Origin of the sequence: Streptomyces sp. NPDC088350, from assembly GCF_044753545.1 — a bacterium.
Classification (GTDB): Bacteria; Actinomycetota; Actinomycetes; order Streptomycetales; family Streptomycetaceae; genus Streptomyces.
Window position 1 is genome coordinate 106415 of record NZ_JBIVNL010000003.1, and the last position, 11842, is coordinate 118256.

Here is an 11842-nt window from a genome sequence, read left to right on the forward strand (position 1 = left end):
GCCGCAGAGACCGAGGGGTCGCCGTCCGCAGGGAGACGGCGGCCCCTCTTCGGCGCCATGCTGGTCGTATGCGCAGATCGGCGGCGGCAACGGGCAGTTCGCTCTTCCTGGCGCTCGCCCCCGGCACCGTGGCCGTACTGCTGCCGTGGTGGCTGACCGGATGGCGGGCCGGTGACTGGTGGCCGCCGCTGCGACTGCTCGGCCTCGTGCCGCTGACGGCCGGCGCGGTCGTGCTGCTGTCGGCCTTCGCGCGGTTCATGGCCGAGGGACTCGGCACCCCGGCGCCGGTCGCACCGACGGAGCGGCTGGTCGTGGGCGGACTGTACCGGTACGTCCGCAACCCGATGTACGTGGCGGTGGTCGCGACGATCGCGGGCGAGGCCCTGCTGTTCGCACGGCCGGTCCTCTTCGGGTACGGCGGCTGCGCGGGGCTGCTGATGTGGGCGTTCACTCGCTGGTACGAGGAGCCCGACCTGGCCCGCAGATTCTGCGCCGACTACGACCGTTACCGCGAGGAGGTGCCCGGTTGGTGGCCGCGATCGCCACCCCGGGACCCCGACACGACCGCCTACTGACAGAAAGTCAACCTTTCGGACCGGAATTCACCATGTCGAGTGAACCAGATCTTGCGCGCGGCGAGTCGAGGGATGCACGGGCCTTCACCGGGGTAGCTACCGAGATCGAATGCGCCCCATGCCGAGGTGGAGCGGCCATGACAGCGGAAGCCGACGAACGCGACAGGCCTGCGGCCAACTCCTGTGCCCGTACACGGTCGAGCGGCCCCTTCACGGTGGTCGAGGTCTCGGGGGAGATCGACATGGCGACCGCCGGTTTCGTCACCGAGCACCTGGACGCGGCGACCGCGGTCGCGGAGCCCGACGTGCTGGTGGATCTGCGGCTCGTCGAGTTCTTCGACTGCTCGGGGCTGCGGGTGCTGTGCCGGGCGGAGCGGCGGGCCAGGGAACGCGGCGGCCGGCTGCGCGTCGTCTCCGACGGGCCGCGCATCGACCGACTGCTGCGCGCCTCGGGACTGCTCGGCCGCTTCCCGCCGCTCCGCGAGCTTCCGGCACCTCCCGGACCTCCTCGCGGACCCGAATGACGCAGGGGCCGGCGGGCAGCCCCACACTGCCCGGCCGACCCCTGGTGCGGGATCGCGGTACTCCGTGACAGGGGCGCGCACTCCCCAGCTACGGACCCTCCCTGGTGCTCACGGAGACCGTGCGACCCCGGTCTCTCAGAACGTGAAGACGCCTCCGTATCCGTAGGAGTCCTTCACGCACTCGTTGGAGAAGACGCGCTCGTAGGAGACGCGCCTGCCCTGCCAGACACCGTCGACGGTGACGACGACAGGGCGGTAGAGCTTGCTGCAGAGCACGTCGTCGCGGGCCGTGAGGGCGTCGAAGTCGCCCCCGATGCCGCGCAGTTCGGCACAGGCCTTGGCGGCGGCAGGGTGGGTGCCGGAGGAGGTGGGCGCGCAGGTGAGGGTCACCGCGCGTTCCGGGGTGACGATGGCGGCGTCGTTGCCGTGGCCCACGGTCAGCACCAGGGCCGACGGGGCGTAGAGCGCGGACGGGCTGGCGCCGTGGGCGGCGAGGGCGGTGCCGGTGAGGGGCCCGCAGACGGCGGTGGCCGTCAGGCCCAGGGTCGCTGCCCAGCGCGCGGTGTTCCGCATTGTGTGCATCCTTCCGCTAGATGCCGGTCCCGCTCGGTCGGTGCCGGACCGGCGGGCGCCACTCTGCCGAGTCCGTCGCGGAAACACACATCCCACCCACAGATTTCAGTAACCTTGCGTATTGAATCAGTGGCGTGAAGTCACAGAATTCGAACGCGCGAACCCCGGAACCATGGGGTTCTTGATCGTCGCATCAGGCCGGATGGCCGGTTCACCCCCGCTCGCCAATCGTCCTGAAACAGTCCCGAAACATTCCGCTTCCGCTCTCGGCGCACTCCGCCGCAGCCCCTTGCGTTCGCTCCGCTCGCGAGTAATCGTCATTACATGATTACGACAGAGCAGCAGGAGAAGCTTCGCGGCTGGTTCACCGGCCGTCTGCCCGACGACCTGTTCGAGGAACTGGTCGAGGTCACGGTCGACCGCGAGGAGGTCACCGTGATCGGCCGCATCCCCGCGCCCAAGCTCGCCGAGGACGTCTCGGACGCCGAGAAGGAGGCGGCCGTCCAGGGCCGGGTACAGGAATTCCGCGAGCGCACCCGGGAGACCCGGATCGCACTCGCGCGCGAGGCCGAGCACCGGTTCCGCAGGAAGGTCTCGTGGGGCGTGGAGTGCGCCGGGGAACGCTCCCTGTTCACCCACATCGCGGCACCCGTCATGACCCGGCTGCGCCAGCCCGAGCGCCAGGTCCTCGACACCCTCATCGCCGCCGGCGTGGCCCGCAGCCGCAGCGACGCCCTCGCCTGGTGCGTCCGCCTCGTCCAGCGCCACACCGACGACTGGCTCACCGAACTGCGCGACTCCCTCGAACACGTCCAGCGGGTCCGCGCCCAGGGCCCCGACGCCGAACCGGAGGACACTCCGGGCGACAGCGCATAGCAACAGGGGTGGATGATTCCTCCACCCACGGCACGGAAGATGGATGAACCGTCCTCTGGTGCGGGTCTTGCGGCCCGCCTTAACGTCGGCAGACACCTTGAGGACGGCATCCGTTCACTCCGCCCACCCCGCGCGCGTGAACGGCCGTCCGCCGCCACCGCGCCACAACGCGCTCCACCGCCGTCCCCCGCTGGAGCCCCCTTGTCCCCCTCGTCCACGCAGCCCGCCCCCTCCCCCGCCGCGCCGAGCCAGTCCCTGACCGAGGTCGAGACCTACGGCGTCGAGCGCATCCCCGACGCGGACCGCACCGCCACCCCGCTCGACCTGTTCCGGGTCGCGTTCGGCGGCGCCAACACCTTCTCCACCTGCGTCCTGGGCGCCTTCCCGATCCTGTTCGGCCTCTCCTTCTGGCAGGGCCTCGCGGCCACGCTGCTCGGAGTCGTCGTAGGCGCGCTGATCCTGTGCCCGATGGCGGTGTACGGCCCGGTCAACGGCACGAACAACGCGGTCGCCTCCTCCGCGCACCTGGGCGTGCACGGCCGCGTCGTCGGCTCGTTCCTGTCCCTGCTCACCGCCGTCGCGTTCTTCTCCATCTCGGTGTGGAGCTCCGGCGACGCCCTGGTCGGCGGCGCGCACCGGCTGTTCGGCCTGGAGCAGAGCACGCTGTCGTACGTCGTCGCGTACGCCCTGTTCGCCGGACTGGTCCTCGCGGTCTGCGTCTACGGCTTCCGGTTCATGCTGTTCGTCAACAAGATCGCCGTGACGTCCGCGACGGTCCTGTTCCTGCTCGGCGCGATCGCCTTCGCCGGCGACTTCGACCCGTCGTACGCCGGTGTCTTCACCGCCTCGGCGGACGCGGCGACCCGGTCGCTGTTCTGGCCGTCGTTCATCGGCGCGGCCCTGATCGTGCTCTCCAACCCGGTGTCGTTCGGCGCGTTCCTCGGCGACTGGTCGCGCTACATCCCCGCGAACACCCCGCGCCGCAAGGTGGTCGGGGCCGCGTTCCTGTCACAGGTCGCGACCCTGCTGCCGTTCGTCTTCGGCCTGGCGACCGCGAGCATCATCGCCACGAAGGCCCCCAAGTACGTCGACCCGGCCGCCCCCGACTTCGTGGGCGGACTCCTCGCGATCTCCCCGAGCTGGTTCTTCCTGCCGGTCTGTCTGCTGGCCCTGATCGGCGGCATGTCGACGGGCACGACCTCGCTCTACGGCACCGGGCTCGACTTCTCGTCGGTGTTCCCCCGGCTGTCGCGGGTGCAGGCGACGCTACTGGTCGGTGTGCTGTCCATCGCGTTCATCTTCATCGGGCGGTTCGGCCTCGACCTCGTGCAGTCGATCTCGACCTTCGCCACGATGATCATCACCTGTACGACACCGTGGATGGTCGTCATGATGCTGGGCTTCTACACTCGGCGCGGCTGGTACGACCCGGACGCGCTCCAGGTCTTCAACCGCCGTCAGCGCGGCGGGCGTTACTGGTTCACGCACGGCTGGAACTGGCGCGGGATGACCGCCTGGTGGGTGGCCGCCGTGGTCGGTGTGCTGTTCACCAACATCCCGGGGCAGTTCGTCGGCCCGCTCGGCGACCTGGCCAACGGCGTCGACATCAGCCTGCCGCTGTCGCTGGCCGTGGCCGCCGTGCTGTTCCTGACGCTGCTGAGGATGTTCCCCGAACCCCGCGCCGTGTACGGCCCCGAGGGCGCGCGGCTGGCCCGCACCGTCGAGGTCCCGGTGCCGCCGATCACCGGCCCCGGTGCGGAGTCCGCCGCCGAGGCGCCCGCGTTGGCCACCGAGGGCAGCTGATGCCGTCCCCCTGGATCGACCTGTCGGTGCCCGTCGTCACCGGGATGCCCGTGTATCCCGGTGACCCGGCGGTAGAGGTCACTCCGGCCCTGCGCGTACCCCGCGACGGCGTCAACGTCCTTCAGCTGCACCTGGGTTCGCAGTCGGGCACGCATGTCGACGCCCCCTACCACGTGGACGACGCCTGGCCCCGCCTCGACGAACTGCCTCTGGAGCGCTTCGCCGGGCACGCGGTGGTGGCCGACGTGCGGGGACTGCCGGCCCGTGCGCCGATCACACCGGAACTGCTCGCGCCGGCGCTGCGCGGGCTGCGGCCGGGCTCGCCGGTGCTGCTGGCCACGGGCTGGTCGGCGTACTGGGGCACCGACCACTACCTCGCCCACCCGTGGCTCACCCCGGAGGCGGCCGAGGCCCTCGTCGCGGCGGGCGTCCGTACGGTCGCGGTCGACGCGCTCAGTGTCGACCCGACGCCCGAACCCGGCGACGAGGCAGCCGACCTGGCCCTGCCCGCCCACCGGGTGCTGTGCGGGGCGGGCGGGGTGATCGCCGAGAACCTCACGGGTCTGGAGCGGGTGGTGGGCCTCCCGGACGTGGAGTTGTTCCTGTTCCCGCTGCGGCTGCCGGGGGCCGACGGCGCGCCGGTCCGGGCGGTCGCGCGGGCGGTCTGATCGTCCCGGAGGGCCGTTGTCAGACCCGCCGTCTACGTTTGCCCCATGACTCGATTCGTTGTGGTGGCGGGCGCGTGGCTCGGTGCGTGGGCGTGGGACGAGGTGGTGACCGAGCTGCGCGGGGCCGGGCACGAGGTGCACCCCCTGACGCTGTCCGGGCTCGCGGAGAAGCAGGGAGTTCCGGCCGGACAGCGGACCCACGTCCAGGACATCGTCGACGAGGTCGAGCGCCTCGATCTGCGGGACGTCGTCCTCGTCGGGCACAGCTACGCCGGTGTGCCCGTGGGCCAGGCGGCGGAGCGGATCGGCGGCAGGCTGGCCCGGGTGGTGTTCGTCGACGCGAACGTGCCGGTCGACGGCACGTCGTTCCTGGACGGCTTCCCGAGCGACCACGTCAGGAAGTCCCTCGCCGAGAACGACGGCGGCTGGCCGCCCCTGGACCCGGCCGACTACGCGGGCCAGGACCTCACGGACGAGCAGATCGCCCGCATAGTCACCGACGGGACCCCGCACCCGGGCGCCACCCTCACCGAACCGGCGGTCCTGTCCCGCCCCCTCGCCGCGTTGCCGGGCACCTACATCAAGTGCCTGCTCGACGGCCACGAGTTGATGGGCCCGGTGGGCGAACTGGTCGCGAGCGGACGCTGGGAGCTGGTCCGGATGAACACGGGCCACTGGCCGATGTTCTCCCGGCCGCGTGAACTGGCCCGAATACTGGACGAGTCGACCGCCCGCTCCTGACGCGGGTGCGGGTCCGCTCCCCCGCGAGGGCACGGACCCGCGTCTCCCACCTCGGCGCGGCGGTCGTCAGCCGAGCCGGTCCGCGATCCTCGCGGGGCGCGGTGACGGGCCTCCCGTGCCGGCGATCGACAGCGAACCGGGGCTGGCCGACACCGAGTCGGTGAGCCAGCGCTGGGTGGCGGAGCCGTCGCGGATCTTGAGGACGACGTCGGCGCCCGCGTCCTTGGTGGTGGAGGTCAGCGCGAGCCCGGACTCCCAGCGGGGCAGCAACTCGCCCTGCACGGTGAGGTCGTAGCGGACATCGTTGCCGCGCTTGGCCTTCGCGTCGGCGCAGGTGCCGAGGACGACGACACCGGCGTCCGCGTGCGAGTCCAGGCACAGCCCGGGGCTCGCGACACTGCGCAGCAGCCCGTCGGTCTCGTACGACCACTCCTGGCTCTTCGCCGACGAGCACGCGGCCAGGACGGTGTCGGCGCCGGCCTTCAGGGTGCCCTGGATGTCGAGGCACAGGTCGGCGGCGGCGTTGCGCAGCCTCGTCCGCTGGGGCGCGGTGGGCAGTCGGGCCGTGCCGGGCGCCGACGATGACACGTGTCCGGAACCGCCGCTCCCACTGGTGGAGGCGACCGGGTCGGCGGTGCCGCCGTGGTCCGGCCAGAGGCTGACGGCGAGGACGATCGCGAGGGCTCCGGCGCCGATCAGACCGACGCCGACGAACAGCGACCGGGACGACCTCGCCGACCGGGCCGCGTCGACGATACGGCGGCCGGGCGCGGGGATCCGGGAGAGCAGACGGTGTCGCCCCGAGCCTCCGCCGCCGCGTCCGCCGTGCCGGGAGGCGGTCTTCGTACGCGCGTCGTGCCGGGCGCGTCCGGGACGCGACGCGAGGTAGGGGCGGGCTCCCCAGCCGAGCACCGCCTCCGCGAGGAGGACTCCCAGGCCGCCTTCGAAATAACTCAGTTGTTCGGCGGCGAATCGGCAGTAGCGGCACTGGGCCAGATGCTGCTGGACATCCGGCAGCAGTGCGCCGCCGCGTCGAATCGGGACGTCGAGGAGGCGGTTGTAGAAGCGGCAATCCTGGGTCGGCGCGAGTTCCCGGTGGGCGCGTACACAGCCCTCGCGGAATTTTTCGTGCGCCTGCTGGAGAGCGGCCGACGCGTTGTCGGTATCCATCCCGACCAGTGCCGCCGGCACCATTATCGACTCGGCCTCGACCTCGGTGTGCCAGAGCAGACACTGGGCGAGTGGCGGAAGGGTCTGGAAAGACCGCTCGGCGAGCTTCCGATTTTCGGCTGTCATGGACTTGGCAACACGGATGGCGCGGCCCCCGGAGGGTTTCTCCAGGTCGGGCAGAACACCGGATATTCGCTCTTCCGAGGACCACTCCCGGATCGTGTCACGCACGGTCAGCAGCAGCCGGGGGCGCAGGGCCACACCGTGTTCGCCGAACGTCAGCCGGTCGAACACCTGATGGAAGGCGGCTGCCGTGGCCATGGCGGGGGCGCTGCCGGTGGCGGCGAGACAGATGGCCGCGTAATCCTGGACCGGCTGCCAGTGCCGTGCCATGAGGAGCGCGACGGAATGAGCGGCCTCGCCCTCCGGACGGCCCCGCAGCCGGGCGGCCAGGGTCTCGTCGGATTCCTCGGGTGCCCCGCCGTCCGGCGGCGGGTAAGGAGGACGAGGCGGGTGAGGGATGGACACGGAGTGGATTCCTCGGATTCGGTTCATCAACAGGTCAATGAGCCCCGGGCATTACCCCCGCGCGGGTGTTTCACCCTTGCACAACCCACCGAACCCAACAAGGCACTTGGGTAACATCCTCACCTTTGAAAGTAAGTCACACGCGGTGGCAACTCGGTTCACTCGCACCGGCTTTCGACTTTCCATGCGCCCCGTGTGAAGCACACGCACACGCCGGTACGCCTCGCACGCTCCCGGCGCACGGCACATGGCGGTCCACTGGAATCGGCCTTTCTCGGAGGCCTCGCGCTGGACGGCGGCTCTCCCGCGCCAAACGGCCGCCGACCTTGCTCCTCCCGCCCTCGGTCGGCGGCCCCGAGGGCGGGGGCGGCCCACCCTCGCCCTCATCTCACCAGGGCATGGACCCGGCCCGCTCGGTGAGGGTGCCGGTGGGCGCCTGGGCCCCCAGACCGACGAGCCGTACGACGGGCTCCGCGCCCAGCTCCACCGGCTGGATCCCGGCACCGCTCTGTCCGTGCAGGTCGGTCTCGGTGAGGCCGGGGTCGACGGCGTTGACCCGGATACCGGGCAGGCCCTTGGCGTACTGCACGGTGAGCATGTTCACCGCCGCCTTCGAGGAGCCGTAGACGGGTGTGGGATACGTGCTCTCGTGCCGGGCGGGGTCGCCGACGGTGCCGAACGAGCCGAGGCCGCTGGTGACGTTGACGATCGACGGTGCCTCGGCGGCCCGCAGCAGCGGCAGGAAGGCGTGGATGACGCGGACGACGCCGAAGACGTTGACGTCGTAGATCCGGCGCATGTCCCCGGCCGTGGCGTCCTCGGGCTTCGGATCCCCTTCGGCGGTGCCCGCGTTGTTGACCAGGACGTCCAGATGCCCTTCCGCTCGGGTCAGTTCGGCGGCGGCCGCGGTGACGGAGGCGTCGTCGGTGACGTCCAACTGGACGAAGGCGACGCCGAGTTCGTCCGCCGCCGCCCGGCCGCGTTCGGGATCGCGGGCGCCGAGGTAGACGGTGTGGCCGAGTTCGCGCAGCCGGCGGGCGGTGGCCCGGCCGATGCCCTTGTTGGCGCCGGTGACGAGGACGACGCTCATACGGTGGAGTCCTCCGACCGCCTGCCGATGGCGTCGAGTTCGGTGACCGCGTCGGCGGGCAGCGCCAGGTCCGCGGCGGCGATGTTCTCGCGCAGATGGGCGCGGGAGGAGGTGCCGGGGATGAGGGTGGTGGTGGCCGAGCGCTGCAACAGCCAGGCCAGGGCGACCTGTTGGGGCGAGGCGTCGAGGCGCGCGGCCACGTCCGACAGGACCTGCGACTGGAGGGGCGTGAAGCCGCCGAGGGGGAAGTAGGCGGCGAACGCGATGTTCTCCGCGGCGCACCGCTCGACGAGGGCGTCGTCCTGCCGGTTGGCCAGGTTGTACAGGTTCTGGACGGTGACGACGGGGGCGATGGCCTGGGCCTCGGTCAACTGGGCGGCGGAGACGGCGCTGAGCCCGAGGTGCCGGATCAGCCCCGCCTTCTGCAACTCGGCCAGCGCGCCGAACTTGTCGCCGACCGGCTCCTCGTCGGGGGTGTCCTGGGTGCCCACGCGGAGGTTCACCACGTCGAGCGCGTCGAGCCCGAGGTTGCGGAGGTTGTCGTACACCTGCGCCTTGAGGTCCTCGGGGTGCCGGGACATGATCCAGCTTCCGTCGGGGCCGCGCCGGGCGCCGACCTTGGTCACGATGTGCAGGTCGTCCGGGTAGGGGTGGAGGGCCTCCCGGATGATCTCGTTGACGACGACGGGGCCGTAGAAGTCGCTGGTGTCGATGTGGGTGATGCCCCGCTCGACGGCCTCGCGGAGGACGGCCACCGCTTCGGTGCGGTCCTTCGGCGGGCCGAACACATGGGGGCCGGCCAGTTGCATGGCGCCGTATCCCATGCGGGTGAGGGTGAGGCCCTCGGCGGGGGTGAGGGTGCCGCCGGAAACGATGTCGGCCATGGTGGCGCGCCTTTCGCTGAAAGCTGCGTGGGGACTGTTCGTCCCGCCACCGACTCTGCGCCCGTACCGGCTGAGCAGGCAGTACCCGGATGTTCCTGGTAGTGACAGGGACACCCACCTCCGGGGATGGGGACCTACGGTGGTGGGTGTGGACAGCAAGAACGCGCTCGGCGAGTTTCTGCGGGCCCGCCGTGAGCGGGTCCGCCCCGAGGACGTGGGTCTGAGCGGCGGCGGACTGCGCCGGGTGCCGGGGCTGCGCCGGGAGGAGGTCGCCCTGCTGGCCGGCATCAGCTCCGACTACTACCTGCGCCTGGAGCAGGGCCGCGACCGCAACCCCTCCCTCCAGGTGCTGGAGGCACTCGCCCGCGTGCTGCACCTGGACGCCTCCGCGACCGCGCACCTGATCGGCCTGGCGCAGCCGGAACGGCCGGCCGTGTCCCGCAGACGCGCCAGGCGCCCCGAGGCGGTGCCGGCGAGCGTCCGCGAGCTGCTCGACACATGGGCCGGCCATCCCGCGTACGTGCAGAACCGGTTCACCGACTGCCTCGCGGCCAACGCCCTGTGCCGGGCGCTCTCCCCGAACTACGCGCCGGGTGTGAACCTGATGCGGGCGGTGTTCCTCGACCCGGCCGAGCAGGAGCTGCGCCGCGACTGGGAGGAGCTGACCGCCGAGGGCGTGGCGACGCTGCGCAGCCACATCGGGCCCGACGTCGACGATCCACGACTGGTCGAGCTGGTCGGCGAGTTGTCCGTCCGCAGCGACCGCTTCCGGCTGCTGTGGAGCCGTCACGAGGTACGGCCGATGCTCGGCCGGACCAGTCTCCTCAGCCACCCCCTGGTCGGCGACTTCGAGTTGCGGTCGAACAAGTTCGAGATCCCGGGCACGGAGGCGCTGAGCCTGGTCGTCTTCCACGCCGAGCCGGGCAGCCGCAGCGCGGAACTGCTGGGGCTGCTGGGCAGCCTGGTCGCGCCCGGCAACACCCCGCGCGAGGACGGCCCCCGGGCCCGGGAGGAAGGCGCCCGACTCGACGAGGACCGGTAGATCCACCAGTCGGACCTCCCCGTCGGACCTTCCCGTCAGACCTCCGCGTCAGATCTGCCAGGACCGCAACCGGTCCGCCGCGCCGTAGACGTCCGTCTTGCCGGAGATCAGGTCGCGGGCGAGGTCGACGAGGGCGCCGTAGGGCGGATCGATGCCGACGCCGCTGACGAACATGTAGGCGACCGCGGTGGCACAGGCGAAGCGGGCGTTGGCCGACGGCAGGGGCTTGAGCAGGGCGAGGGTGTGCAGCAGGGCGGTGGCCCGCCAGGCCGGGTCGGAGTCGACGCCGAGGCGGGGCGGATCGACGCGGTGCCGGGCGACGGCCGCGACCAACGCCGAGAAGTCGTTGATGGTGGGCTGGTCCGGCAGGACTTCCTCATGGCGCTGGAGCAGCCACGGCACGTCGATATGGATGACGGTGGGCATGCGTCAGGCGACCCGCCCCTCGCCCTTGGCCGACGGTTCGTCCTCGGGGAACGCGGCGGCGAACTCGTCGGCGTGCGTCGCGAAGAACCGCCGGAACGCCTCCGCGCCCTCCTGCAACGCCCGGTGCCGGGCGATGTCGGCAGCGGCCGCCTCCCGGACAAGGGCCTTCATGGACGTACCGCGCTCCTTGGCGATCTGCCGCAGGTCCTCAAGCTCGCGATCGCTGAACTCCACGTTGAGAGCTGGCATGACCACACGGTACCGCGCGGGTACTTACCCGTAAATACCCCCAGGTCAAGCGGCCCCCTGGACGGTACCGGGCGGGTCCCAACGCCCTGTCCGAATCCCGCCGGACCCGGCCGCCGTCCCGGAGCAGACTCGTCTGTATGACCACCGTCTGCGCACTCACCGACAGCCCCCTGGGCGAACTGCTCCTGACCGGCGAGAAGTCGCCCACCGGCACCACCCTCACCTCCCTCTCCCTGCCGGACCACCCGCTCATCGGCCCCGACCGGCGACGCGACGACCCGGCCTTCACCGAGGCCACCCGGCAGCTGTCCGCGTACTTCGCCGGACACCTCACCCGCTTCCGACTCCCGCTGGCCGCCGCGGGAACAGCGTTCCAACAGCGCGTGTGGCAGGCCCTCGACGAGATCCCGTACGGCACCACGACGACATACGGCGCCCTCGCCGAGCGGCTGGGAGTTCCACGCACCGGGATCCGGGCGCTGGGCGCGGCGATCGGCGCGAATCCGCTGCTGCTGGTGCGCCCGTGCCATCGGGTGATCGGCGCGGACGGTTCGATGCGGGGTTACGCCGCCGGGGTCGAGCGCAAGGTGCGGTTGCTGACGCACGAGGGTGCGCTGCAGCCCATGCTGGGCTGACGAGGAGTTGGACCGGCGAAGCCAGGTCCTTCAGAGGCACGGCCGAGGGACCTGGTCG

The 11842-nt window shown here is 71.4% G+C and carries 14 protein-coding genes; 8 read left to right on the plus strand and 6 right to left on the minus strand.

From position 1 onward, the window contains the following. The first annotated feature begins 68 nt into the window (after nucleotides 1-68). Nucleotides 69-575, plus strand: coding sequence for a methyltransferase family protein (locus tag ACIQBL_RS10345; protein WP_401939144.1), 507 nt, complete (start codon nucleotides 69-71; stop codon nucleotides 573-575). A gap of 137 nt (nucleotides 576-712) precedes the next feature. Next, nucleotides 713-1099, plus strand: coding sequence for an STAS domain-containing protein (locus ACIQBL_RS10350; RefSeq protein WP_401939146.1), 387 nt, complete (start codon nucleotides 713-715; stop codon nucleotides 1097-1099). 135 nt (nucleotides 1100-1234) lie between these two features. On the opposite strand, the gene ACIQBL_RS10355 is transcribed toward ACIQBL_RS10350, so the two are convergent. Next, complete coding sequence (locus ACIQBL_RS10355) at nucleotides 1235-1672, minus strand: protease inhibitor (RefSeq protein WP_401939148.1); 438 nt, start codon at nucleotides 1670-1672, stop codon at nucleotides 1235-1237. A gap of 324 nt (nucleotides 1673-1996) precedes the next feature. Between ACIQBL_RS10355 and ACIQBL_RS10360 the strand changes: the two genes are divergently transcribed. From ACIQBL_RS10360 to ACIQBL_RS10375, 4 genes are all read left to right on the plus strand, one after another. Then, a complete protein-coding gene (locus tag ACIQBL_RS10360) occupies nucleotides 1997-2548 on the plus strand; it encodes a hypothetical protein (RefSeq protein WP_401939150.1) in 552 nt (183 codons plus the stop codon). A gap of 201 nt (nucleotides 2549-2749) precedes the next feature. After that, nucleotides 2750-4351: a purine-cytosine permease family protein gene (locus tag ACIQBL_RS10365; RefSeq protein WP_401939151.1), complete on the plus strand. Its 1602-nt coding sequence runs from the start codon at nucleotides 2750-2752 to the stop codon at nucleotides 4349-4351. Then, nucleotides 4351-5019: a cyclase family protein gene (locus tag ACIQBL_RS10370; RefSeq protein WP_401939152.1), complete on the plus strand. Its 669-nt coding sequence runs from the start codon at nucleotides 4351-4353 to the stop codon at nucleotides 5017-5019. The genes ACIQBL_RS10365 and ACIQBL_RS10370 overlap by 1 nt, the downstream gene beginning before the upstream one ends. Nucleotides 5020-5064: 45 nt before the next feature. After that, nucleotides 5065-5760, plus strand: a complete 696-nt coding sequence (locus ACIQBL_RS10375; protein ID WP_401939154.1) for an alpha/beta fold hydrolase — start codon at nucleotides 5065-5067, stop codon at nucleotides 5758-5760. Between the two features lie 66 nt (nucleotides 5761-5826). Here the strand turns inward: ACIQBL_RS10375 and ACIQBL_RS10380 are convergent, their stop codons facing one another. The 3 genes from ACIQBL_RS10380 to ACIQBL_RS10390 all read right to left on the minus strand — a co-directional run bounded on the left by ACIQBL_RS10380 (nucleotide 5827) and on the right by ACIQBL_RS10390 (nucleotide 9432). Next, complete coding sequence (locus ACIQBL_RS10380; protein WP_401939156.1) at nucleotides 5827-7458, minus strand: RICIN domain-containing protein; 1632 nt, start codon at nucleotides 7456-7458, stop codon at nucleotides 5827-5829. 388 nt (nucleotides 7459-7846) lie between these two features. After that, the gene (locus tag ACIQBL_RS10385) at nucleotides 7847-8548 is read right to left on the minus strand and encodes an SDR family NAD(P)-dependent oxidoreductase (RefSeq protein WP_401939158.1); all 702 of its coding nucleotides are present in this window, start codon (nucleotides 8546-8548) and stop codon (nucleotides 7847-7849) included. Next, nucleotides 8545-9432 (minus strand): oxidoreductase, encoded by an 888-nt coding sequence (locus ACIQBL_RS10390; RefSeq protein WP_401939159.1) that lies wholly within the window; start codon nucleotides 9430-9432, stop codon nucleotides 8545-8547. Before ACIQBL_RS10390 ends, ACIQBL_RS10385 begins: the two co-directional genes overlap by 4 nt. A 148-nt stretch (nucleotides 9433-9580) precedes the next feature. Here ACIQBL_RS10390 and ACIQBL_RS10395 point away from each other — a divergent pair, with 148 nt between their 5' ends. Next, nucleotides 9581-10474 carry a helix-turn-helix domain-containing protein gene (locus ACIQBL_RS10395; RefSeq protein WP_401939161.1) on the plus strand — a complete coding sequence of 298 codons (894 nt, stop codon included), beginning with the start codon at nucleotides 9581-9583 and terminating at the stop codon, nucleotides 10472-10474. Between the two features lie 48 nt (nucleotides 10475-10522). Here ACIQBL_RS10395 and ACIQBL_RS10400 read toward each other — a convergent pair whose 3' ends face one another. Together ACIQBL_RS10400 and ACIQBL_RS10405 are read right to left on the minus strand one after the other, a co-directional pair. Beyond that, complete coding sequence (locus tag ACIQBL_RS10400; RefSeq protein WP_043670157.1) at nucleotides 10523-10900, minus strand: toxin Doc; 378 nt, start codon at nucleotides 10898-10900, stop codon at nucleotides 10523-10525. Between the two features lie 3 nt (nucleotides 10901-10903). Continuing rightward, nucleotides 10904-11149, minus strand: a complete 246-nt coding sequence (locus ACIQBL_RS10405; protein ID WP_401939163.1) for a hypothetical protein — start codon at nucleotides 11147-11149, stop codon at nucleotides 10904-10906. 137 nt (nucleotides 11150-11286) lie between these two features. Between ACIQBL_RS10405 and ACIQBL_RS10410 the strand changes: the two genes are divergently transcribed. Continuing rightward, the gene (locus ACIQBL_RS10410) at nucleotides 11287-11784 is read left to right on the plus strand and encodes a methylated-DNA--[protein]-cysteine S-methyltransferase (RefSeq protein ID WP_401939164.1); all 498 of its coding nucleotides are present in this window, start codon (nucleotides 11287-11289) and stop codon (nucleotides 11782-11784) included. The last annotated feature ends 58 nt before the right edge of the window (nucleotides 11785-11842 follow it).

Bases quoted from the DNA above. Each gene is read 5' to 3' on its own strand.
- ACIQBL_RS10345 (WP_401939144.1), top strand. From the start codon at position 69: ATGCGCAGATCGGCGGCGGCAACGGGCAGTTCGCTCTTCCTGGCGCTC.
- ACIQBL_RS10350 (WP_401939146.1), top strand. From the start codon at position 713: ATGACAGCGGAAGCCGACGAACGCGACAGGCCTGCGGCCAACTCCTGT.
- ACIQBL_RS10355 (WP_401939148.1), bottom strand. From the start codon at position 1,672: ATGCGGAACACCGCGCGCTGGGCAGCGACCCTGGGCCTGACGGCCACC.
- ACIQBL_RS10360 (WP_401939150.1), top strand. From the start codon at position 1,997: ATGATTACGACAGAGCAGCAGGAGAAGCTTCGCGGCTGGTTCACCGGC.
- ACIQBL_RS10370 (WP_401939152.1), top strand. From the start codon at position 4,351: ATGCCGTCCCCCTGGATCGACCTGTCGGTGCCCGTCGTCACCGGGATG.
- ACIQBL_RS10375 (WP_401939154.1), top strand. From the start codon at position 5,065: ATGACTCGATTCGTTGTGGTGGCGGGCGCGTGGCTCGGTGCGTGGGCG.
- ACIQBL_RS10385 (WP_401939158.1), bottom strand. From the start codon at position 8,548: ATGAGCGTCGTCCTCGTCACCGGCGCCAACAAGGGCATCGGCCGGGCC.
- ACIQBL_RS10390 (WP_401939159.1), bottom strand. From the start codon at position 9,432: ATGGCCGACATCGTTTCCGGCGGCACCCTCACCCCCGCCGAGGGCCTC.
- ACIQBL_RS10400 (WP_043670157.1), bottom strand. From the start codon at position 10,900: ATGCCCACCGTCATCCATATCGACGTGCCGTGGCTGCTCCAGCGCCAT.
- ACIQBL_RS10405 (WP_401939163.1), bottom strand. From the start codon at position 11,149: ATGCCAGCTCTCAACGTGGAGTTCAGCGATCGCGAGCTTGAGGACCTG.
- ACIQBL_RS10410 (WP_401939164.1), top strand. From the start codon at position 11,287: ATGACCACCGTCTGCGCACTCACCGACAGCCCCCTGGGCGAACTGCTC.